Here is a 19,799-nt window from a genome sequence, read left to right on the forward strand (position 1 = left end):
TCGGCCGGCAGACCCCTATCGCCCGTTGCGGTACAGCCACTGCCCGGCGACATCCCGGGCGCGCCTGTCAGCCGCCAACACATCTTCGAGGCAAACGGTGGGAACCGACGCCTCATGATTCAACACGTCGTCGATGATACTCGCGATCTCGGTGAAACGGATGCGACGATTGAGAAACGCGTCGACGGCCACCTCGTTCGCCGCATTGAGCATTGCCGGCGCGGTCCCACCGACCTCCGCCGCCGTCCGGGCGAGTCGCAGACAAGGGAAACGCCGATCATCGGGAGCCTGGAAGTCCAGACGGCCGACCCGCAGCAGATCAAGCGCCGATACGCCCGATTCAATCCGCTCCGGCCAGGCCAGCGCATGCGCGATCGGCGTGCGCATGTCCGGATTGCCCAGCTGCGCCAGTACGGAGCCATCCACGTAGTCCACCATGGAATGAATGACGCTCTGCGGATGGATGACTACCTCGACCTGATGCGGGCGTGCATCGAACAGCCAGCAGGCCTCGATCAATTCGAGCCCCTTGTTCATCATGCTCGCCGAATCCACCGAGATCTTTCGCCCCATGGACCAGTTGGGATGAGCGCACGCCTGCTCGGGAGTCACATCGCTCAGAAGGTCGGGCGCCATTTCTCGGAACGGACCGCCCGAAGCGGTGAGCAGGATCCTGCGCACACCGACGGTCCCAAGGCCTTGCGAATAGTCCGTCGGCAGGCACTGAAAAATCGCGTTGTGCTCGCTATCGATCGGCAGCAGAACGGCACCGCTGTCACGCAACGCCTGCATGAACAAGGCACCGGACATGACCAGCGCCTCCTTGTTGGCCAGCAGCACCCGCTTGCCGGACTGCACCGCCGCGAGCGTAGGCTTCAACCCTGCCGCCCCGACGATGGCGGCCATTACCACGTCCACCTCCGGGTGCGCTGCCACTTCGCTCAACCCACCTTCGCCGTCCAGCACGCGAGTGCTGACGCCATCGGCATGCAGCTGATCCTGCAGTATCCGCGCCTGCGCCTGATCACTAACGACCGCATAGCGTGGTCGGTGCTTGAGGCAGAGCGCACGCAGCTCGGCAAGCCGACTGAAGCCGGTCAGGGCGAAAACAACGTAGCGATCCGGATGGCGGGCGACGACATCGAGCGTGCTCAGGCCGATCGAGCCGGTCGCGCCCAGTATGGTGATCTGCAAAGGTCGACTCACAACGCGCCCCAACCGGCAAGCCATAGCAACACAACGAAGACCGGAATGGCCGCGGTGAGACTATCGATGCGATCCATCACACCGCCATGGCCGGGCAGCAGCTGGCTGCTGTCCTTGATGCCTGAGCTGCGCTTGAACATGCTTTCGGTGAGGTCACCGATCACCGAGATCGCCACTACCAGCGCGGCGCCGAGCAGTGCGAGGATCAACTCGCGCGCCGACCAGCCACGATAGACACCCACAGCCAAGGTGATCACAAGACTGGTCAGCAGACCGCCGATCAGCCCCTCCCAGCTCTTGCCAGGGCTGACCTGCGGAGCGAGCTTTCGCTTGCCGAAGGTCTTGCCGGAAAAATAGGCGCCGATGTCGGCGGCCCATACCAGGATCATCACAGCCAGGATCAGCCAGTTGCCCAGCTCCCACTGCTTGAGCAGGATAAGCGCCTGCCACGACGGAAGCAGGATCGCCAGGCCGATCAGCAGACTACCGCCCGCCCCGCCCCAAAGGCGGCTGCTTTGCGGGTAGGTCAATACCAGGTAGGTGGCCGCCATCCACCAGAGTACGGCCACCGCCAGCAGCCACGGCGCCAATTCCGGCAGCTGGTAGAGCAGGCCTAGCAGAATCACCACCAGTGCGGCATAACCGACGCGTACCGGCTGGCTGGTAAAACCCGCCATCCGCGCCCACTCCCAGGCTCCCAGCGCTACAACCAGACCAATGAAGACCGCGAAGGCAAGCCCCTCGAGTAGGAAGAAACCAATGATCGCAATGGGCAGCAGAATGGCTGCGGTGATGATTCGCTGCTTCAGCATTCGGCCTTGACCTCGCTTTCGACCTGCTCACCCGTCTTGCCGAATCGCCGCTGCCGCGTCGCGAAATCGGCAAGCGCCTTGCGCATGGCCACGTGCTTGAAATCCGGCCAGTACAGGTCGGAGAAGTACAGCTCGGCATAAGCGAGCTGCCAGAGCAGGAAATTGCTGATGCGTCGCTCGCCACCGGTACGGATACACAGATCCGGCAGCGGCATGTCGCCTGTAGCAAGGTAGCTCTGGAACAATGCCGGCGTGATCTCGGCTGGATTGAGCCGCCCGGCCTGAGCTTCAGTGGCCAGATGCTGAGCCGCCTGAAGGATGTCCCACTGACCACCATAATTGGCGGCAACCTGGAGCACGAAGCGATGGTTGGCCGCGGTCATTTCTTCGACTTCCGACATCGCCGCCTGCAGCTCGGGATGGAAACGCGAGCGATCGCCGATGATGCGCAAGCGGATGCCGTTCTCGTCGAGCTTGCGCGCCTCGCGCCGCAGCGCGGAAAGGAACAGCTCCATCAGCGCACCGACCTCATCGGCCGGACGCTGCCAGTTCTCGCTGGAAAAGGCGAAGAGGGTCAGCACCTCCACACCGGAATCGGCACAGACCTCGATCACGGCGCGAACCGCATCGACTCCGGCCTTGTGCCCAGCCACGCCAGGCAGCAAACGTCGCTTCGCCCAACGATTATTGCCATCCATGATGATCGCCACGTGGCGGGGTACGTTCCGCCCAGGGATCCGCCTGACCTTTTCCATGAACAACTCTACTTGCGCTAAAACACGCTGCGAACCAAAAGAAAAAGCTGCAAGCAACAGCTCGATGGCATCCTCACGACCACATCGGAAAGTTTTCCGTGTGGCCGCGAAAGCTCGATGCCGGCCTTATACGGCCATCAGATCGGCTTCTTTTCCTTCGAGAGCCTTGTCGATTTCGGCAACGTACTTGTCCGTCAGCTTCTGGACATCGTCCTGACCACGACGCTCCTCGTCTTCGCTGATTTCCTTTTCCTTGACCAGGTCCTTGAGCTGAGCGATCGCGTCACGCCGGATGTTGCGCACCGCAACGCGGGCGTTCTCGGCTTCGGCGCGCGCCTGCTTGGTATAGCCCTTGCGGGTCTCCTCGGTCAGCGCCGGCATTGGTACGCGGATGGTGGTGCCAGCAGTAGCAGGATTGAGCCCCAGATCGGAGGTCATGATGGCCTTCTCCACGGCCTGGATCATGCTCTTGTCGAACACGGTCAGGGCCAGGGTACGGGAGTCCTCTGCCACCACGTTGGCAACCTGGCGCAGCGGCGTGTCGGCGCCGTAGTAGGAGACCATCACGCTGTCGAGGATGCTGGGGTGGGCGCGACCGGTACGAATCTTGGCGAACGCATGGTCCAGCGCTTCCAGGGTTTTCTTCATGCGCTCCTGCGCGTCTTGCTTGATCTCGTTGATCATTCGTTCGATTCCTCGATCAGGGTTCCTTCGGCACCGCCCAATACGATGTTGAGCAGGGCGCCGGGCTTGTTCATGTTGAAGACTCGCAGCGGCATGCTGTGATCGCGGCACAGGCAGATGGCAGTCAGATCCATCACCCCGAGCTTGCGATCGAGCACTTCATCGTACGTGAGCTCGGCAAACTTCTCGGCGTTCGGATCCTTGAAGGGATCAGCCGTATAGACGCCGTCGACCTTGGTGGCCTTGAGCACGACATCCGCCTGGATTTCGATCGCGCGCAGGCAGGCCGCCGAATCAGTGGTGAAGAATGGATTGCCGGTTCCAGCAGAGAAGATCACCACTTCGCCACTCTTGAGATGACGCATGGCCTTGCGACGATCGTAGTGGTCGGTGACACCGACCATGGAAATGGCGGACATCACCAGCGCGGGAATATTCGAGCGCTCCAGGGCGTCACGCATGGCCAATGCATTCATAACCGTGGCCAGCATACCCATATGGTCGCCGGTCACACGATCCATGCCGGCCGCCGAGAGCGCCGCGCCGCGAAACAGGTTGCCGCCACCGATAACCAGACCGACTTCGACGCCGATGCCAACCAGCTGGCCGACTTCCAGGGCCATGCGGTCGAGCACCTTGGGATCGATGCCGAAGTCCTCGGACCCCATCAGGGCCTCGCCGCTTAATTTGAGCAGAATGCGTTTATAGCGAGGATTGCGTGCACTCATCTGCTGAGCCATTGGCGTGTTATCTCCTGCGGCGTGCTATGACCAAGTCTGAATGACTCAGACAAAAAATATCTGCGCTTTGACAGCGCAACTCGGGGTTGGTGCCAAGCGATGACCATACCGTGACAAAAAAACAAATCCGCTGCCCAATTCGACAAAGAGGCCGCGCGCGTGAGCGGGCAGCCTCTTTGCCAGAACCACCGAAGCGGTCTTATTTCTTGGTCGCAGCGACCTGAGCAGCCACTTCGGCAGCGAAGTCGACTTCGGCCTTTTCGATGCCCTCGCCCACTTCGTAGCGAACGAAGGAAACGATTTCAGCGCCAGCCTTCTTGGCCAGATCACCGACCTTGACTTCCGGATCCTTGACGAAAGGCTGCTCAACCAGGCTGGCTTCGGCCAGGAACTTGTTGATACGACCCTTGATCATGTTCTCGACGATGTTTTCCGGCTTGCCGGCGATCTTGTCGGCATTGAGCTGCAGGAAGATTTCCTTTTCCTTGGCGATCAGCTCTTCGGACACATCCGCCGGGCTCAGGACGGCCGGGTTGCTGGCAGCCACGTGCATGGCGATGTCCTTGGCCAGCTCGGCGTCGCCGCCTTTCAGGGTGACCAGTACACCGATGCGATGGCCGTGCAGGTAGGCACCCACGACTTCGCCTTCAACCGCGCTCAGGCGACGGATGTTGACGTTCTCGCCGCACTTGGCAACCAGGGCCTCACGGGCGGGTTCGCGGGAAGCGATCAGCGGAGCCACTTCGGTCAGCTTCTGCTCGAAGGCCTCGTCCAGGCTCTCCTTGACGAATGCCTTGAAGTCGTCCTGCAGAGCCAGGAAGTCGGTCTGCGAGTTGACTTCGATGATCAGACCACGGCCACCTTCGACGCGAACGGCGATCGAACCTTCGGCGGCGATGTTGCCCGACTTCTTGGCGGCCTTGATGGCACCGGAAGCACGCATGTCGTCGATGGCCTTCTCGATGTCGCCACCGGCGGCAACCAGAGCCTTCTTGCACTCCATCATGCCCTGGCCGGTACGCTCGCGCAGTTCTTTGACCAAGGCTGCAGTGATTTCTGCCATGTTGGGAATCCTCTCGATTTGGTTTCTAAACCACTCACCCAAAGACACAGGTGATCAATTCGCAAGAGACAAAAAGGGGGCCTAGCCCCCTTTTCGTTTATTCGGGTATCACGCTGCAGTGCGTCGCACTCAGCCCTGAGCCGCCTCGGAAGCTACTTCTTCGACGAACTCGTCAGCACCACCGACACCGTTCTGACGACCGCGCAGAACGGCATCAGCCATGGAGCCGAGGTAGAGTTGCACGGCACGGATGGCGTCATCATTACCAGGGATGATGTAGTCGACGCCTTCCGGGCTGCTGTTGGTATCGACCACGCCGATTACCGGAATGCCCAGCTTGTTGGCTTCGGAAATGGCGATGCGCTCGTGATCGACGTCGATGACGAACATGGCGTCCGGCAGGCCGCCCATGTCCTTGATGCCGCCCAGGCTGCGCTCGAGCTTCTCGAGGTCACGGGTACGCATCAGGGCTTCTTTCTTGGTCAGCTTCTCGAAAGTACCATCCTGAGACTGGGCTTCCAGCTCACGCAGACGCTTGATGGAAGCGCGGATGGTCTTGTAGTTGGTCAGCATGCCGCCCAACCAGCGATGATCGACATACGGCGAGCCGCAACGAGCAGCTTCTTCGCGAACGATCTTGCCAGCGGAACGCTTGGTACCGACGAACAGAATCTTGTTCTTGCCTGCAGCCAGCTTCTCAACGAAACGCAGGGCGTCGTTGAACATCGGCAGGGTCTTTTCCAGGTTGATGATGTGGATCTTGTTGCGCGCGCCGAAAATGTACTTGTCCATTTTCGGGTTCCAGTAACGGGTCTGGTGGCCGAAGTGCACACCGGCCTTCAGCATATCGCGCATGGTGACTTGAGACATGATAAGTCCTCGAATAAGTCGGGTTAGGCCTCCACGCGTCCCGATATCCAACTCTTGCGAGCACCCAGGATACCGTGTCGACACGTGTGTGGGGTTAAGCGCGACGGGGTGTCCCCGTCGAGCGGCGCGTTTTATAGCATAAAGGCCATCGACAGGCTACTGCTTTGACCATCCGCCGCATGTTCGGCTGCCGATCGCCCCCTCTCCTGCAGGGCATGGTTGCTTTGGTTTATCATCGCGGCTTTCCGTTTATTGCCTTCGCCTGCCGGCGCACTAAGAGGTTTGCATGACAGTCACCATCAAGACGCCCGAAGATATCGAGAAGATGCGCGTAGCCGGGCGTCTCGCCGCCGAGGTTCTGGAAATGATCGGCGAACACGTCAAGCCGGGCGTGACCACCGAGGAGCTCGACCGCCTGTGCCATGACTACATCGTCAACGTTCAACAGGCGACTCCGGCACCGCTGAACTACAAGGGCTTCCCCAAGTCGATCTGCACCTCGATCAACCATGTGGTCTGCCACGGTATTCCCAACGACAAGCCGCTCAAAGACGGCGACATTCTCAATATCGACATCACCGTGATCAAGGACGGCTACCACGGCGACACCAGCAAGATGTTCATGGTCGGCAAGGTGCCCGAGTGGGCCGAGCGCCTCTGCCAGGTGACCCAGGAATGCCTATATAAAGGCATCGAACTGGTCCGTCCGGGCGCCCGTCTCGGCGACATCGGCGAAGTCATCCAGAAGCATGCGGAGAAGAACGGCTTCTCTGTGGTGCGCGAGTACTGCGGCCACGGGATCGGCAAGGTGTTCCATGAGGAGCCTCAGGTACTGCACTACGGCCGTGCCGGCACCGGCATGGAGCTCAAGGAAGGCATGACCTTTACCATCGAACCGATGATCAACCAGGGCCGCCCGGAAACACGCCTGCTTGGCGACGGCTGGACCGCGATCACCAAGGACCGCAAGCTCTCGGCGCAATGGGAGCACACCATCCTGGTCACCGCCGATGGTTACGAGATCTTCACGCTGCGCAGCGACGACACCATCGCCCGCACTTCAGCCTGAGACACCCCGCCGCCGCATTGATGGGAGGACGTTCGCATGCCCCAGGTTGATCCGGAGCTGTTTGACCGCAGCCAGTTCCAGGCGGAGCTCGCACTCAAGGCCAGCCCCATCGCTGCGTACAAGAAGGCCATTCGCCAGGCACGCCAGGTGCTGGACGAACGCTTCAGGGCGGGGCGGGACATTCGCCGCCTGATCGAGGATCGCGCCTGGTTCGTCGATCAGATCCTGCGCTCGGCCTGGAGCCGCTTCGATTGGGACAAGGGCGCCGACATCGCCCTGGTCGCCGTGGGCGGCTATGGGCGCGGCGAACTGCACCCCTATTCCGATATCGACCTGCTGATCCTGCTGGACGAGAACGACCAGGAAATCTTCCGCGAGCCGATCGAGGGCTTCCTCACCCTCCTCTGGGACATCGGCCTGGAGGTCGGCCAGGCTGTACGTTCGGTGGCCGAGTGTGCCGATGAGGCGCGTGCCGACCTCACCGTCATCACCAACCTGATGGAAAGCCGCACGATCGCCGGTCCGGAGCGCCTGCGCCAGGCCATGCTGCAGGTCACCAGTACCCAGCAGATGTGGCCGAGCAAGGAGTTCTTCCTTGCCAAGCGCAACGAGCAGCGCGCTCGCCATGCCAAGTACAACAATACCGAGTACAACCTGGAGCCCAACGTCAAGGGTTCCCCCGGCGGTCTGCGCGACATCCAGACCATCCTCTGGATCGCGCGTCGCGAGTTCGGCACCCTCAACCTGCAGGCCATGGTCGACCAGGGGTTCATTACCGAAGGCGAACATAGTCTGCTGACCGCCGCCCAGGAGTTTCTCTGGAAGGTGCGCTATGGGCTGCACATGCTCGCCGGACGGGCCGAGGACCGCCTGCTGTTCGACCACCAGCGCAGCCTTGCCGCCCTCCTCGGTTACGAAGACAGCGATGCCAAGCTGGCCATCGAGCGCTTCATGCAGAAGTACTACCGGGTGGTGATGAGCATCGCCGAGCTCAGCGATCTGGTCGGCCAGCACTTTGCCGAAGTGATCCTCTGGGAAGGCGAATCAGGCCCGATCGTTCCGCTCAACAGCCGCTTCCAGGTACGCGACGGCTATCTGGAAGTCAGCAACCCGGCGATCTTCAAGCGCACGCCGTTCGCGATCCTGGAAACCTTCGTGCTGCTCGCCCAGCATCCGGATATCCAGGGCGTACGCTCCGACACCATCCGCCTGCTGCGCGACCATCGCTACCTGATCGACGACACGTTTCGCCAGGACCTGCGCAACACCAGCCTGTTCATCGAGCTGTTCAAGTGCAAGGAAGGCATTCACCGCAACCTTCGCCGTATGAACCGCTACGGCATCCTCGGACGCTACCTGCCCGAATTCGGCCACATCGTCGGGCAGATGCAACACGACCTGTTCCACATCTATACCGTCGATGCGCACACGCTCAACGTCATCAAGTACCTGCGCAAGCTGACCAAGCCAGGCGTGGCCGAGAAGTATCCGCTGGCCAGCAAACTCGTTGAGAAGCTGCCCAAGCCCGAGCTGATCTACATCGCCGGCCTCTACCACGACATCGCCAAGGGTCGCGGCGGCGACCATTCGGAGCTGGGCGCGGTCGACGCCGAGCAGTTCTGCCGTCGCCACAAACTGCCGGCGTGGGATACCCGGCTGGTGGTCTGGCTGGTGGAGAACCATCTGGTCATGTCCACCACCGCCCAGCGCAAGGATCTATCCGATCCACAGGTCATCAACGACTTCGCCCAGCGCGTCGGCGACGAGACCCACCTGGATTACCTGTACGTGCTGACCGTGGCGGATATCAACGCCACCAACCCCACGCTATGGAACTCCTGGCGCGCCAGCCTGCTGCGCCAGCTCTATACGGAGACCAAGCGCGCGCTCAAGCGCGGGCTGGAGAATCCGCTGGGCCGTGAGGAGCAGATTCGCCAGACCCAGCGCGCCGCCCTCGACGATCTGGTGCGCCATGGCACCGATCCGGATGATGCCGAGCAGCTCTGGGCGCAGCTGGGTGACGACTATTTCCTGCGCCACACCGCCACCGATGTCGCCTGGCACACCGATGCGATCATCGAGCACCCGGCCAATGGCGGCCCGCTGGTCCTGATCAAGGAAACCACGCAGCGCGAGTTCGAAGGCGGCACGCAGATCTTCATCTATGCGCCGGACCAGCACGATTTCTTTGCGGTAACCGTGGCGGCGATGGATCAGCTCAACCTGAACATCCATGACGCCCGCATCCTCACCTCGAGCAGCCAGTTCACCCTGGACACCTACATCGTGCTGGAAGCCGACGGCAGCCCCATCGGCAACAACCCCGAGCGCATCGAGGAAATCCGCAGCGGACTGATCGCCGCGCTGCGCAATCCGGACGACTACCTGACCATCATCCAGCGCCGTGTACCGCGCCAGCTCAAGCACTTCGCCTTCCCACCGCAGGTCACCATTCACAACGACACGCAGCGCCCGCAGACCATTCTCGAGATCATCGCGCCCGACCGTCCCGGCCTGCTGGCGCGGGTCGGGCAGCTGTTCCTGGATTTCGACCTGTCGGTGCAGAACGCGAAGATCGCCACGCTTGGCGAACGAGTGGAAGACGTGTTCTTCGTGACCGACGCCGACAACCAGCCGCTTTCGGACCCGCAACTCTGCCTGCGCCTGCAACAGGCGATCATCAAGGAACTGCAACAGGAAAACGAGCAGCAGCCTTCGCCGAGCAGCATCGTCATCTGAACGGCGGCTGACCGCGCCATGACGCGCGGTCAGCTGCGGGCATCAATCCCAGGGTTTGCCGCGGGTCTGCTCCACTGCGGGCAGTTTCTGCTGCATGGCAGCCTTGGCCAGCATGTGCGCGCTGACGGGAGCCGTGAGGAAGAGAAACAGCGTGATCAGCAGTTCATGCAGGCTCAGCCCGCCATTGCGGCTGCTGAAAAACAGCATCGAGGCGATGACGATGCCGCCCACACCAAGCGTGGTCGCCTTGGTCGGCCCGTGCAGACGCGTGTAGAAATCCGGCAGACGGTACAGCCCGATGGCTCCGATCAGCGCGAACAGGCTGCCGATGATGAGGAACACGCTGACCAGCACTTCAATCCAGAATGGCATATCGCCTCCTCAGTCGATGATGTCGCCGTGCAGCATATGCTTGCCGACTGCCACGGTACTGACGAAGCCCATCACCGCGATCAGCAGCGCCGCCTCGAAGAACAGGTCCGATGCCAGCCAGATGCCGAACAGCACGATAAGCGCCAGCGCGTTGATATACAGCGTGTCGAGCGCGAGCACCCGATCAGGCATGTCCGGCCCCTGGATCAGGCGAACGACGTTCAGCACGGCGGCTATTCCAAGCACGGCCATGCAGAGCGGAATCACGTAGGCGAGCATTCGAATATCTCCAGCAGTGGCGCTTCGTAATTACGTTTGACGTCACTTATCAACGCATCGACATCCGGCACGTCCAGCGCATGGACCATGAGCACGCGGCGATCCGGGCTGAGGCAGGCCGATACCGTTCCGGGCGTCAGCGAAATGATGCTGGTGAGTGTCGCCAGCGCGAATTCGTTGCCGATCGCCATGGGCACCTCGACAAACGCCGGGCGCAGCTTGTCTTTCGGCCCCAACACCAGCTTGGCGACCTGCACATTCGCCACGACGATGTCGTAGAGCACCTTGAGGGTGAACAGGCACAGCTTCAGCGGTTTGCGTATCGGCGGTACCTCGATGAGGAAGCCCCGCACCAGGAGCGGAATCCCCCAGCCCAGGAACAGACCGAGCAGGACATGGCCGAAGCTCAGCGTGTTATGCAGCAGCAGCCAGAGCAGTGCGAGGAAAATTGTCAGCGCGGGGCTGGGTAGCCAGCGAGCCTTCATTGCGCACCTCCCTGGATGATTTGCAGATAGGGTGCAACATCGAGCAGTTGCGCTGCCGTGGCCTGCACGAACGCCTGCAGCGGCGCGGCGATGGCGACCAGCACCACGCTACCCAGCAGAAGACCGAGCGTGGCGATGACGCGAACCGGGTCGGCCGCCTGCCCTACCGCCTCTGACGCCGGGCGCCAGAACACGAGACTGCCGGCGCGGCTGAGGGCGATCAGCATGCCCAGCCCGCCGACCAGTACAACCGCCCAGAGCGCCACCGCATCGGGGCCTACGTCGATGGCACGCAACAGCATCACCTTGCCGAGGAAGCCCGAGAACGGCGGCAAGCCGGCCACCGAGATCGCGCCCATGAAGAACAGTGAGCCGAGCAGCAGCGGCTGCCGCAGTGCCGGAGCGGAAATCAGATCGGTGCCCAGGTCTCCGCGCTGGCGAGCGATCAGATCGGCCAACAAGAACAGCCCGCCGGCAATCAGGGTGCTATGCACCAGGTAGTACAGTGCCGCGGCAAGCCCCACGTCGGTGCCCAGCGCCACGCCGGCCAGCAGGGTGCCGACCGAGACCACCACCAGATAGGCGAGCAGCACCTGCAGGTTGCGCGCCGCCAGCGCACCGATCACGGCCGCGCCGAGCGTCAGCAGCGCCAACGGCCAGAGCCAGTCCTCGACCATGTTGCTCAGTGTTCCCGCCTCGCTGCCGAACACCAGCGTGAACACCCGGACGATGGCGTACAGGCCAACCTTGGTCATGATTGCAAACAAGGCAGCGACCGGGGCCGTAGCCGATGCATAGGCCCGCGGCAGCCAGAAATACAGCGGCAGGATCGCCCCCTTGAGGGCGAACACCACCAGCAGCAGGTAGCCGGCCGCAGCGAGCAAGGGCGCGTCCGCCGGATCGGCAGCACTGACGCGACCCGCCAGATCGGCCATGTTCAGGGTGCCCAGCAGGCCGTAGAGCATGCTTACGCCGATCAGGAACAGCGACGAGCCGAGCAGATTCAGCACCACATAGTGCATGCCCGAACGAACCCGGCGCTGGCCGTGCCCGTGCAACAGCAAGGCATAGGACGAGATCAGCAGGATCTCGAAGAAAACGAACAGGTTGAACAGGTCGCCGGTGAGGAAGGCACCGTTGATGCCGAGCAACTGGAACTGATAGAGCGCATGGAAATTCGGCCCACGCTCGTCGTCGCCCCGGCAGGCGTACAGCACGGCAAAGCCCGCCAGCACCGCAGTGACCAGCAGCATCAGCGCGCTTAGACGGTCGAGCATAAGGATGATGCCGAACGGCGCCTGCCAATTGCCCAGCGCATAGACGCGCAGCTGTCCGTCGTCGGCCAGCAGCAGCAGCCAGATCGCGATGGGTACCAGCGCCCATGTCGCCGCCAAGGAGAGAATTCGTTTGGCCGGCTTGCCCATACGGTGGCACAGCAGCAACAGCGCGCCAACGAACAACGGCACCAGCAGCGGGAGGATCAGCGCATGATTCATTTGCGGGGCTCCTGCCCATCGACATGGTCGGTACGCACTTCACCGATGCTGCGCAGCGACAGCACCACGACGAAGGCCGTCATGGCGAAGCCGATGACGATGGCCGTGAGGACCAATGCCTGAGGCAGCGGATCACCGTACTCGGCACTTTTGCCGATGACGGCCGGAACCCCGGTAGCCAGGCGCCCCATGGAAAAGATGAACAGGTTGACGGCGTAGGAAATCAGCGTCAGCCCCATGACCACTGGAAATATCCGGGCGCGCAGGAGCAGGTAGACACCACTTGCCGTCATGATTCCGAGCGTGATCGCGAATACCGCTTCCATCACACCACCTCCCTGTTGGAATCGTCCTGCCTGACTTGGCCGATATTGGAAAGAATCAGCAACGTCGCGCCCACAACCACCAGATAAACCCCCAGATCGAACAGCATTGCAGTGGCCAACTCGAATTCGCCAATGAGCGGCAGATGGAAATGATCGAACGCGGATGTCAGGAACGGGTAGCCCAGCAGCAGGCTGCCCAGGCCGGTTGCTCCGGCAATGAGCAGGCCGGCGCCGCACAGCGAGTGGTAGCTGAGCGGCTGCCGCGCCTGGGCCCAGCTCACACCATGGGCGATGTACTGCAGGATCAGCGCGACGGCGGTAATCAGGCCGGCGATGAAACCGCCGCCCGGCAGGTTGTGTCCGCGCAGGAAGATGAATGCGGAAATCAGCAGCGCCATCGGTAGCAACGCGCGCGCCAGTGCGTCCAGCACCATCGGATGCTTGTCCAGTGACCACAACCGCCCGCCGGCGTCCCGGATCGGATGTGGCAGGCGCAGGCCGCTGAGCTGGCTGTAGATGCCGACCCCGGCAATGGCCAGCACGGCGATCTCACCCAGGGTATCGAAGCCGCGGAAGTCGACCAGGATCACGTTGACCACGTTCGTACCGCCCCCGCCGGAGACGCTGTTCTCGAGGAAGTAAGAAGCGATGCTGTCGTAGGGGCGCGTCAGCACCGTATAGGCGAGCAGCGCCACCATGGTGCCGCAGCCGGCGGCCAGGACGAAATCACGGAACGCCCGCAGACTGCTGGATTCAGCCGGCGTACGATCAGGCATGAAGAACAGCGCGAGAATCAGCAGGATGATGGTCACCACTTCCACTGACAGCTGCGTCAACGCGAGGTCCGGCGCCGAGTAGCGGGCAAAGCCCAGGGCGACCATGAGCCCGACCACGCTGAGCACCATCAACGCCACTAACCGCTGACGGTGGAACAGCACGGTGAGCAGCGACGTGAGCGCGAGAATCACCATGCCCAGCACCGTGATCGCGTCGAGCGGCGTCAGAGCCACCGGACCATGCAGCGTTTGCAGCGGCGTCAGCGCATACACCACCAGCACCAGGGTGCTGATGAGCATAAGCGCGACATAGCGCTGCAGCGAACCATTATCCAGCAGGCAGGTTAGATGACGTGCGCCCAGGGTCAGACCAGCCATCACCCGCTCGAACACTTCCAGCGAATCGACCGTTGGCAAGCCCTCATACCAGCGGAACGCCCACTTGCGCAGGGAGTAGATCAGGATGCCGCCGATCAGTGCCGCGAAGCTCATGGCCAGCGGCAGGTTGAAGCCGTGCCAGATCGACAGGCTGTACTCGGGCACGTTGCCGTTCAGCGTCCCGGACACCGCGGCGGCGAGCAGCGGACCAACGGTGAATGCGGGCAGCATGCCGACCAGCAGGCAGAGCAGCACGAGGATCTCCACCGGGATCTTCATGTAGCGCGCCGGCTCGTGCGGCGGATACTTCGGCAGGTCTACCGGCTCGCCGTTGAAGAACACGTCATGCACGAAACGCAGCGAATAGGCGACCGAGAACGCACCAGCCAGCGTGGCCGCAGCGGGAATCGTCCAGTAGAAGCTGCCCAGCAGGTGCTGATCGAGGGTCTCGGCGAAGAACATTTCCTTGCTGAGGAAGCCGTTGAGCAGCGGCACACCGGCCATGGCCAGGGACGCGACCATGGCCAGCGCAGCCGTATGCGGCATGTACTTCCACATGCCATTGATACGCCGCATGTCCCGGGTGCCGGTCTCGTGATCGATGATGCCGGCGGCCATGAACAGCGATGCCTTGAAGGTCGCGTGGTTGATGATGTGGAAGATCGCTGCGACGGCGGCCAGACGCGAGTCCAGGCCGAACAACAGGGTGATCAGCCCCAAGTGGCTGATGGTCGAATAGGCCAGCAGTCCCTTGAGATCGTGCTGGAACAGCGCCATGACGGCACCCAGCAACAGCGTGGCCAGGCCCGTCATGCTGACCAGGTAGAACCACCACTCCGATTCGGCCAGGGCCGGATACAGACGGGCAAGGAGGAAGACCCCGGCCTTGACCATGGTCGCCGAATGCAGGAACGCCGATACCGGCGTCGGCGCAGCCATGGCCTGAGGCAACCAGAAATGGAACGGAAACTGAGCGGACTTGGTGAACACGCCCAGCAGTATCAGGATCAGCGTCAGCGGGTACAGCGCATTGGCACGGATCAGATCGCCCGATGCCAGCACGGTCGACAGCTCGAAGCTTCCGACGATGTAGCCGATCAGCAGGATGCCGGCGAGCAGCGCCAGCCCTCCGCCACCAGTCACCGCCAGTGCCATGCGCGCGCCCTGACGAGCATCGGCCCGATGGTTCCAGTAGCCGATCAGGAGGAATGACGACAGGCTCGTCAGCTCCCAGAACATCAGCATCAGCAGCAGGTTTTCGGACAGTACCACGCCGAGCATCGCGCCCATGAAGAGCTGGAAGAACCCGTAGAAGCGCCCCATGGGATCTTTCTTCGACAGGTAATAGCGCGCGTAGAGGATTACCAACAACCCGATGCCGAGAATCAGCAGGGCGAACAGAAAGCCCAGCCCGTCCAGCCGCAGGCTGAGGTTCAGGCCCAGCTGCGGCAACCAGGTGTAATGGATGATCTCGGTTTGGCCGGAAAAGACATCGGCCCGTTTGGTCAGCAACAGAACCAGTGCTGCCAGTGGCGCCAGACCTGCACCGAAGGCACAGGCGGAACGACCGAAACGCTCCAGAAGCAGGGGCAGGAAGATGCCCAGAAATGGCAAAGCGATAATCAGCGCAAGCGCCATGAACGAGACCCCTTAAGCCATCAGTCCGGATGGCATTCTTATCCTTGCAGGCACGGCAACTGCCTGAAACGGCACACAAATGTGTGCCCGATTATCCATACGGATGATGCCGACGTCATGGACTCATGTATTTCGAAAAACAAAAGGCGCCGCCTCCGTCCCGTTTATCGGAACGGAAGACAGCGCCCCGGCTTCAGCTGTGGGCGATGTTCGGCGCGCTCAAGGGGCCACGCGGCTGGTGCCACTGACAGTGAGGATGCGCACCCGCTGACCGACGCGGAATACCTGATTCGGCTCAACGGCCTGAACATAGGCGCGCATGTTGCCGTCATCCTCGCGCACGGTAATCTCCACGCCCTGGGTGCGGGTGATCCCCTCCTCGGCCGCAGCGCCGAGCATACCGCCAGCGACCGCACCGATTACCGCGGCGACCGCACTGCCGCGCCCACCGCCGACACCACTGCCGGCCACGCCGCCGACCACGGCGCCTGCGCCTGAACCGATCGGCGTCTTGGTTCCTTCGATCTTCACGGGCCGCAGCGATTCGATTGTGCCGTAGCGTACGGTCTGAACAGCACGCGCCTCGTCCCGGGAATAGGTATCGCCGGTAAGGCTCGAGGCGCAGCCGCCCAGAGTCAGCGCCAAGGCGGTAAAGGACGCGACAACGATGGATTTACGCATTGAAAGTCTCCTGCAGACTGCTGTTTCGTTCCCGGGGATGGCTTACGTGGCAGCGACGAAAAGGCACTTGGCAACTTCACCGCCCTGACTCAGCATTCGCCATCTTCCAAGCATACCTATGCGAGTCGAACCTGGCGTATCAGGTTCCTTCAACGAGATGAACCATGGATTACTTCATCATAGCCATCACTACTGTGGCTGGCCTGGCTTTTCACGCCTGGCTGATCATTCGCTTCCGCCGCTGGGCCGATCGCGACCTGGCATTGTCGATTGCCGGAAGCGACCCCGACCGGCGCGCCTGGATGCTGCAACGTCTGGCCGACGCGAAAAAGCAGAAGGTCAAGCGGCGCGACCTGCAAGGTTGGCTCGAGCAACAGGCCCAACGCTACCCCGACGCCTGAGCGCGGCCACACGACGGGCACCATCCGCCGAGCCCGGCCAGCCTGCCATATCGCACCGGATAAAAGGTGACTTTCCGAACCCGCCGGTTTGCCGGATGGTTACGGCAAATTACCAACCCGCTCACTGTCGTGCCGCTGGCCCGCTGGGAGCGAGTGGCACGAATGCAGCGACCGAATCAGGGCGCCAGGCGCTCGCGCTGCCAGCCATTGGCGACCAGGCGATAGTCGAGTCGGTCGTGCAGGCGGCTCGGCCGCCCCTGCCAGAACTCGATGCGCTCCGGCAGCAGCCGGTAGCCGCCCCAGTGCGGAGGACAATGGGGTGCCTTATCGAGGAAGCGCTGCTCGGTCTCGGCCAGCAGCCGCTCCAGCTCAGCGCGATCGCGAATCACCCGACTCTGCGGTGATGCCCAGGCTCCGAGCCGACTGCCCAGCGGGCGCACCTGGAAATAGGCATCCGATTCCTCTGCCGTCACCTTCTCGACGCGCCCCTCGATACGGACCTGTCGTTCCAGCGTCGGCCAGAAGAACGTCATGGCGGCATAGGGGGACGCGTCGAGCTGCTGCCCCTTGGCGCTGTCGTAGTTGGTGAAGAACGTAAAACCGCGGTCGTCCAACGCCTTGAGCAGCAGGATGCGGCAATGGGGCCGACCGTCGGCGTCGACGGTTGCCAGAGACATGGCATTGGGTTCGACGGGCGCCTGCTCGGTCTGAGTTGCCTCGGTGAACCACTGACGGAACAGACCGAAAGGGTCGTCGGGCGCGTTGGCCTCGCTGAGTCCGTCGCGGGTGTAATCGCGGCGCATATCGGCCAGGGTCTGGATCATCGCGTGGCTCCTTCATCGAATAGGCAGGCTTTCAGCGTATCAGGGCGCAGGATCGGGCGACGACCATGAACCGAGCCGGCCTGCCGAAAAAGCTTATCCGCGTTTGCCCGTCACGCCTTGACTCAAGGCAACCAGCCACAACGAAAACAGGCCCGCATGCGGGCCTGTTGCAGTCGAACTCGATCCAGCCCCTACTTGGCGACCTCGGCCTGGGCTACCTGGGTCGCAGGCTCTGCCGGCCGCTCGTACTTGGCGATAAGTGCCAGCATCGTGGTCTGCGGCGCCAGCACCATCTCCACCCGACGATTCATCGCCCGGCCTTCCTTGCTGTCATTGGCCGCGCGCGGCATGTCGGAGCCCAGCCCACGAATGCGCAGGCGGTCGTGCTTGAAGCCACTGAGGCGGAAGATCGCCGCGACCGCGCTGGCGCGCTCACGGCTGATGGTGCGATTGACGTCGTCCGCACCGGTGCTGTCGGCATGCCCGAGGATGACGACCGCCGTCTTCTCATCCTTCTCGACCAGCTTCGCAACGCGGGTGATCGGGCCAAGGGTCACCGGCAACAGCATGCCGGGACGATCGGGATTGAACGAGGAATCCACCGGTGCCGTGACCACTAGCACGTTATCGCGGCGCTCGACCTCGAAACGGCTGTCCACCAGCGCATCGCGCAGCTTCGGTTCATATTCGTCAAGCCAGGCGTAATCCACCTTCGGCGCAACCGGAGCCGCTGCCTCACTGGGTTTCTTCTCGCCCTTCGAGCTACAGCCGGCGATGACGATCATGCAGAGAATCAGGGAGGCGCTCTTCAGCAGGTTCATGAGCAAAATTTCCGTGCACCAGACGCGTTTCTTGGACGGGCATCGAAGATGAGATGCCACTATTGAGTTTGATTCGAAATTGTGGACGCAAGTCCTTCTTTTGAAAAGTCCGACCGCCTTGAAGTGACGAGTGGTTCAATGCAGGCAGGCGGCTACGCAGCGAGCCAGCGATTGCGCTCTCGGGTCCATCAGCACATAGGGCCCGAGAGTATTGGTGACGAAGCCGAACCCCAGCTCACGCTCCGGATCGGCGAAGCCAATGCAGCCACCCGCACCTGGATGGCCGAACGCGCGCGGCCCCATGGCGAACGTTGCATTGGCAACGTCAGGCTGATCGAGCCAGCAACCCAGGCCGAAGCGCGTCGAAGCCAACAGGGTACGGTCCTCGCCAGCGCTGTGCTCATGGGTCATCTCCCGCAGGACCGCCTCATCGAGCAGCCTGCCCTGAAGCAAACCGGTATACAAGCCGGCCAGCGAGCGCGCGTTGCCGTGGCCGTTGGCCGCCGGCTGCGCCATGCGTCGCCATTCCGGCTTGTTGCCGCTGCTCATGATGGATGGCGGATTGTTGAAAGCGCGGGCGCTGATGGATGCAGGATCACTCATCAGCGCCTTCAACAGGCGCTGGGCGCAGGCGTCGCCGAAGTCGTTCTTGGTCCTGGTCAGGTAAGCGACGCGATCGGCCTGGCTGTCGTCCAGGCCAACATGGAAGTCCAGCCCCAGGGGCGCAGCGGTGCGACGAACGATCGACTCGCCCGGTCCGCAGCCATCGACACGACGCAGCAGCTCCCCGACCAGCCAGCCGTAGGTCATGGCGGCGTAACCCTGGTCGGTACCCGGTGCCCACCAGGGCTGCTCGGCGGCCAGCGCGTCGGTCATGCAGGTCCAGTCGTAGAGCGCCTCGGGCGCCAGCGGCTGGCGAATGGCCGGCAGCCCGGCACGATGACAAAGCAGCTGGCGCAAGGTTATCGATTCCTTGCCGTTGGCCGCGAATTCCGGCCAGACCCGCGCGACCGGGGCATCCAGTTCCAGCTTGCCCTCCTCGACCAGCTGCAGCGCGGCCACCGCGGTAAAGGTCTTGGTGCAGGAAAACAGGTTGACCAGCGTGTCGCTGTGCCAGGCCTGCTCGCCCTGGTTGTCGGCGACGCCAGCCCACAGATCGACCACCGTCTCGCCGCCGATCTGCACACAGAGTGCGGCGCCACGTTGCTGGGTGCCGTCGAACAATGCGGCAAACGCATCGCGAACCGCTTCGAAGCGAAGATCGAAATAACCCTGAACCTGCACGTCGCTACCCCTCATGTTTGATTGCGGGTGATTCTTGCAAGCGCGGCCCGGCAAGGGAACCGGCAGCCAATGCCGTGATGGACAGCTATCGCAACCCGTG

The 19,799-nt window shown here is 62.4% G+C and carries 20 protein-coding genes; 3 read left to right on the plus strand and 17 right to left on the minus strand.

Features of this window, described 5'->3' with window-relative positions:
* Nucleotides 1-15: 15 nt before the first annotated feature.
* The 7 genes from ispC to rpsB form a co-directional block, all read right to left on the minus strand.
* Nucleotides 16-1,206, minus strand: coding sequence for a 1-deoxy-D-xylulose-5-phosphate reductoisomerase (gene ispC / locus P5703_RS13595; protein ID WP_285587428.1), 1,191 nt, complete (start codon nt 1,204-1,206; stop codon nt 16-18).
* The gene (locus tag P5703_RS13600; protein ID WP_285587431.1) at nt 1,203-2,018 is read right to left on the minus strand and encodes a phosphatidate cytidylyltransferase; all 816 of its coding nucleotides are present in this window, start codon (nt 2,016-2,018) and stop codon (nt 1,203-1,205) included. Before P5703_RS13600 ends, ispC begins: the two co-directional genes overlap by 4 nt.
* Nucleotides 2,012-2,773 (minus strand): polyprenyl diphosphate synthase, encoded by a 762-nt coding sequence (gene uppS / locus P5703_RS13605; RefSeq protein WP_017244593.1) that lies wholly within the window; start codon nt 2,771-2,773, stop codon nt 2,012-2,014. Before uppS ends, P5703_RS13600 begins: the two co-directional genes overlap by 7 nt.
* Before the next feature lie 126 nt (nt 2,774-2,899).
* On the minus strand, nt 2,900-3,457 hold the full coding sequence (gene frr / locus P5703_RS13610) for a ribosome recycling factor (protein ID WP_013982327.1): 558 nt from the start codon (nt 3,455-3,457) through the stop codon (nt 2,900-2,902).
* Entirely contained in the window at nt 3,454-4,197 is a 744-nt protein-coding gene (gene pyrH, locus P5703_RS13615) for a UMP kinase (RefSeq protein WP_011912702.1), read from the minus strand. Before pyrH ends, frr begins: the two co-directional genes overlap by 4 nt.
* A gap of 199 nt (nt 4,198-4,396) precedes the next feature.
* Entirely contained in the window at nt 4,397-5,260 is an 864-nt protein-coding gene (gene tsf / locus P5703_RS13620) for a translation elongation factor Ts (protein WP_285587434.1), read from the minus strand.
* Between the two features lie 129 nt (nt 5,261-5,389).
* Nucleotides 5,390-6,130 (minus strand): 30S ribosomal protein S2, encoded by a 741-nt coding sequence (rpsB, locus tag P5703_RS13625; protein WP_285587436.1) that lies wholly within the window; start codon nt 6,128-6,130, stop codon nt 5,390-5,392.
* 286 nt (nt 6,131-6,416) lie between these two features.
* Between rpsB and map the strand changes: the two genes are divergently transcribed.
* The gene (gene map / locus P5703_RS13630) at nt 6,417-7,199 is read left to right on the plus strand and encodes a type I methionyl aminopeptidase (RefSeq protein ID WP_017244594.1); all 783 of its coding nucleotides are present in this window, start codon (nt 6,417-6,419) and stop codon (nt 7,197-7,199) included.
* Nucleotides 7,200-7,235: 36 nt separating this feature from the next.
* Complete coding sequence (locus P5703_RS13635; protein ID WP_011912698.1) at nt 7,236-9,938, plus strand: [protein-PII] uridylyltransferase; 2,703 nt, start codon at nt 7,236-7,238, stop codon at nt 9,936-9,938.
* Between the two features lie 42 nt (nt 9,939-9,980).
* Here P5703_RS13635 and P5703_RS13640 read toward each other — a convergent pair whose 3' ends face one another.
* The 7 genes from P5703_RS13640 to P5703_RS13670 all read right to left on the minus strand — a co-directional run bounded on the left by P5703_RS13640 (nt 9,981) and on the right by P5703_RS13670 (nt 16,369).
* Entirely contained in the window at nt 9,981-10,310 is a 330-nt protein-coding gene (locus tag P5703_RS13640) for a Na+/H+ antiporter subunit G (RefSeq protein ID WP_011912697.1), read from the minus strand.
* A gap of 9 nt (nt 10,311-10,319) precedes the next feature.
* A complete protein-coding gene (locus tag P5703_RS13645) occupies nt 10,320-10,589 on the minus strand; it encodes a K+/H+ antiporter subunit F (protein ID WP_011912696.1) in 270 nt (89 codons plus the stop codon).
* Entirely contained in the window at nt 10,574-11,074 is a 501-nt protein-coding gene (locus tag P5703_RS13650) for a Na+/H+ antiporter subunit E (protein WP_011912695.1), read from the minus strand. The genes P5703_RS13645 and P5703_RS13650 overlap by 16 nt, the downstream gene beginning before the upstream one ends.
* Nucleotides 11,071-12,570, minus strand: coding sequence for a monovalent cation/H+ antiporter subunit D (locus tag P5703_RS13655; protein WP_045158471.1), 1,500 nt, complete (start codon nt 12,568-12,570; stop codon nt 11,071-11,073). The genes P5703_RS13650 and P5703_RS13655 overlap by 4 nt, the downstream gene beginning before the upstream one ends.
* On the minus strand, nt 12,567-12,896 hold the full coding sequence (locus P5703_RS13660) for a Na+/H+ antiporter subunit C (protein ID WP_011912693.1): 330 nt from the start codon (nt 12,894-12,896) through the stop codon (nt 12,567-12,569). Before P5703_RS13660 ends, P5703_RS13655 begins: the two co-directional genes overlap by 4 nt.
* On the minus strand, nt 12,896-15,688 hold the full coding sequence (locus tag P5703_RS13665) for a monovalent cation/H+ antiporter subunit A (protein ID WP_279645579.1): 2,793 nt from the start codon (nt 15,686-15,688) through the stop codon (nt 12,896-12,898). Before P5703_RS13665 ends, P5703_RS13660 begins: the two co-directional genes overlap by 1 nt.
* A 219-nt stretch (nt 15,689-15,907) precedes the next feature.
* Nucleotides 15,908-16,369, minus strand: a complete 462-nt coding sequence (locus P5703_RS13670) for an outer membrane lipoprotein (protein ID WP_011912691.1) — start codon at nt 16,367-16,369, stop codon at nt 15,908-15,910.
* A 164-nt stretch (nt 16,370-16,533) separates the two neighbouring features.
* On the opposite strand from P5703_RS13670, the gene P5703_RS13675 reads away from it, so the two are divergent.
* On the plus strand, nt 16,534-16,770 hold the full coding sequence (locus tag P5703_RS13675; RefSeq protein ID WP_014596291.1) for a hypothetical protein: 237 nt from the start codon (nt 16,534-16,536) through the stop codon (nt 16,768-16,770).
* 176 nt (nt 16,771-16,946) lie between these two features.
* Here the strand turns inward: P5703_RS13675 and pdxH are convergent, their stop codons facing one another.
* The 3 genes from pdxH to P5703_RS13690 all read right to left on the minus strand — a co-directional run bounded on the left by pdxH (nt 16,947) and on the right by P5703_RS13690 (nt 19,699).
* Nucleotides 16,947-17,594, minus strand: coding sequence for a pyridoxamine 5'-phosphate oxidase (gene pdxH, locus P5703_RS13680; protein WP_045158475.1), 648 nt, complete (start codon nt 17,592-17,594; stop codon nt 16,947-16,949).
* 191 nt (nt 17,595-17,785) lie between these two features.
* The gene (locus P5703_RS13685) at nt 17,786-18,415 is read right to left on the minus strand and encodes an OmpA family protein (RefSeq protein ID WP_013982318.1); all 630 of its coding nucleotides are present in this window, start codon (nt 18,413-18,415) and stop codon (nt 17,786-17,788) included.
* Between the two features lie 135 nt (nt 18,416-18,550).
* On the minus strand, nt 18,551-19,699 hold the full coding sequence (locus P5703_RS13690; protein WP_285590194.1) for a serine hydrolase domain-containing protein: 1,149 nt from the start codon (nt 19,697-19,699) through the stop codon (nt 18,551-18,553).
* Nucleotides 19,700-19,799: the final 100 nt, after the last annotated feature.

It is taken from the genome of Stutzerimonas sp. FeSN7 (assembly GCF_030263795.1).
Classification (GTDB): domain Bacteria; phylum Pseudomonadota; class Gammaproteobacteria; order Pseudomonadales; family Pseudomonadaceae; genus Stutzerimonas; species Stutzerimonas stutzeri.

Bases quoted from the DNA above. Each gene is read 5' to 3' on its own strand.
- map (WP_017244594.1), top strand. From the start codon at position 6,417: ATGACAGTCACCATCAAGACGCCCGAAGATATCGAGAAGATGCGCGTA.
- P5703_RS13640 (WP_011912697.1), bottom strand. From the start codon at position 10,310: ATGCCATTCTGGATTGAAGTGCTGGTCAGCGTGTTCCTCATCATCGGC.
- P5703_RS13660 (WP_011912693.1), bottom strand. From the start codon at position 12,896: ATGGAAGCGGTATTCGCGATCACGCTCGGAATCATGACGGCAAGTGGT.
- pdxH (WP_045158475.1), bottom strand. From the start codon at position 17,594: ATGATCCAGACCCTGGCCGATATGCGCCGCGATTACACCCGCGACGGA.
- pyrH (WP_011912702.1), bottom strand. From the start codon at position 4,197: ATGGCTCAGCAGATGAGTGCACGCAATCCTCGCTATAAACGCATTCTG.
- rpsB (WP_285587436.1), bottom strand. From the start codon at position 6,130: ATGTCTCAAGTCACCATGCGCGATATGCTGAAGGCCGGTGTGCACTTC.
- frr (WP_013982327.1), bottom strand. From the start codon at position 3,457: ATGATCAACGAGATCAAGCAAGACGCGCAGGAGCGCATGAAGAAAACC.
- P5703_RS13650 (WP_011912695.1), bottom strand. From the start codon at position 11,074: ATGAAGGCTCGCTGGCTACCCAGCCCCGCGCTGACAATTTTCCTCGCA.
- P5703_RS13645 (WP_011912696.1), bottom strand. From the start codon at position 10,589: ATGCTCGCCTACGTGATTCCGCTCTGCATGGCCGTGCTTGGAATAGCC.
- P5703_RS13665 (WP_279645579.1), bottom strand. From the start codon at position 15,688: ATGGCGCTTGCGCTGATTATCGCTTTGCCATTTCTGGGCATCTTCCTG.
- P5703_RS13675 (WP_014596291.1), top strand. From the start codon at position 16,534: ATGGATTACTTCATCATAGCCATCACTACTGTGGCTGGCCTGGCTTTT.
- P5703_RS13685 (WP_013982318.1), bottom strand. From the start codon at position 18,415: ATGAACCTGCTGAAGAGCGCCTCCCTGATTCTCTGCATGATCGTCATC.
- P5703_RS13655 (WP_045158471.1), bottom strand. From the start codon at position 12,570: ATGAATCATGCGCTGATCCTCCCGCTGCTGGTGCCGTTGTTCGTTGGC.
- P5703_RS13635 (WP_011912698.1), top strand. From the start codon at position 7,236: ATGCCCCAGGTTGATCCGGAGCTGTTTGACCGCAGCCAGTTCCAGGCG.
- tsf (WP_285587434.1), bottom strand. From the start codon at position 5,260: ATGGCAGAAATCACTGCAGCCTTGGTCAAAGAACTGCGCGAGCGTACC.
- P5703_RS13600 (WP_285587431.1), bottom strand. From the start codon at position 2,018: ATGCTGAAGCAGCGAATCATCACCGCAGCCATTCTGCTGCCCATTGCG.
- uppS (WP_017244593.1), bottom strand. From the start codon at position 2,773: ATGGAAAAGGTCAGGCGGATCCCTGGGCGGAACGTACCCCGCCACGTG.
- P5703_RS13670 (WP_011912691.1), bottom strand. From the start codon at position 16,369: ATGCGTAAATCCATCGTTGTCGCGTCCTTTACCGCCTTGGCGCTGACT.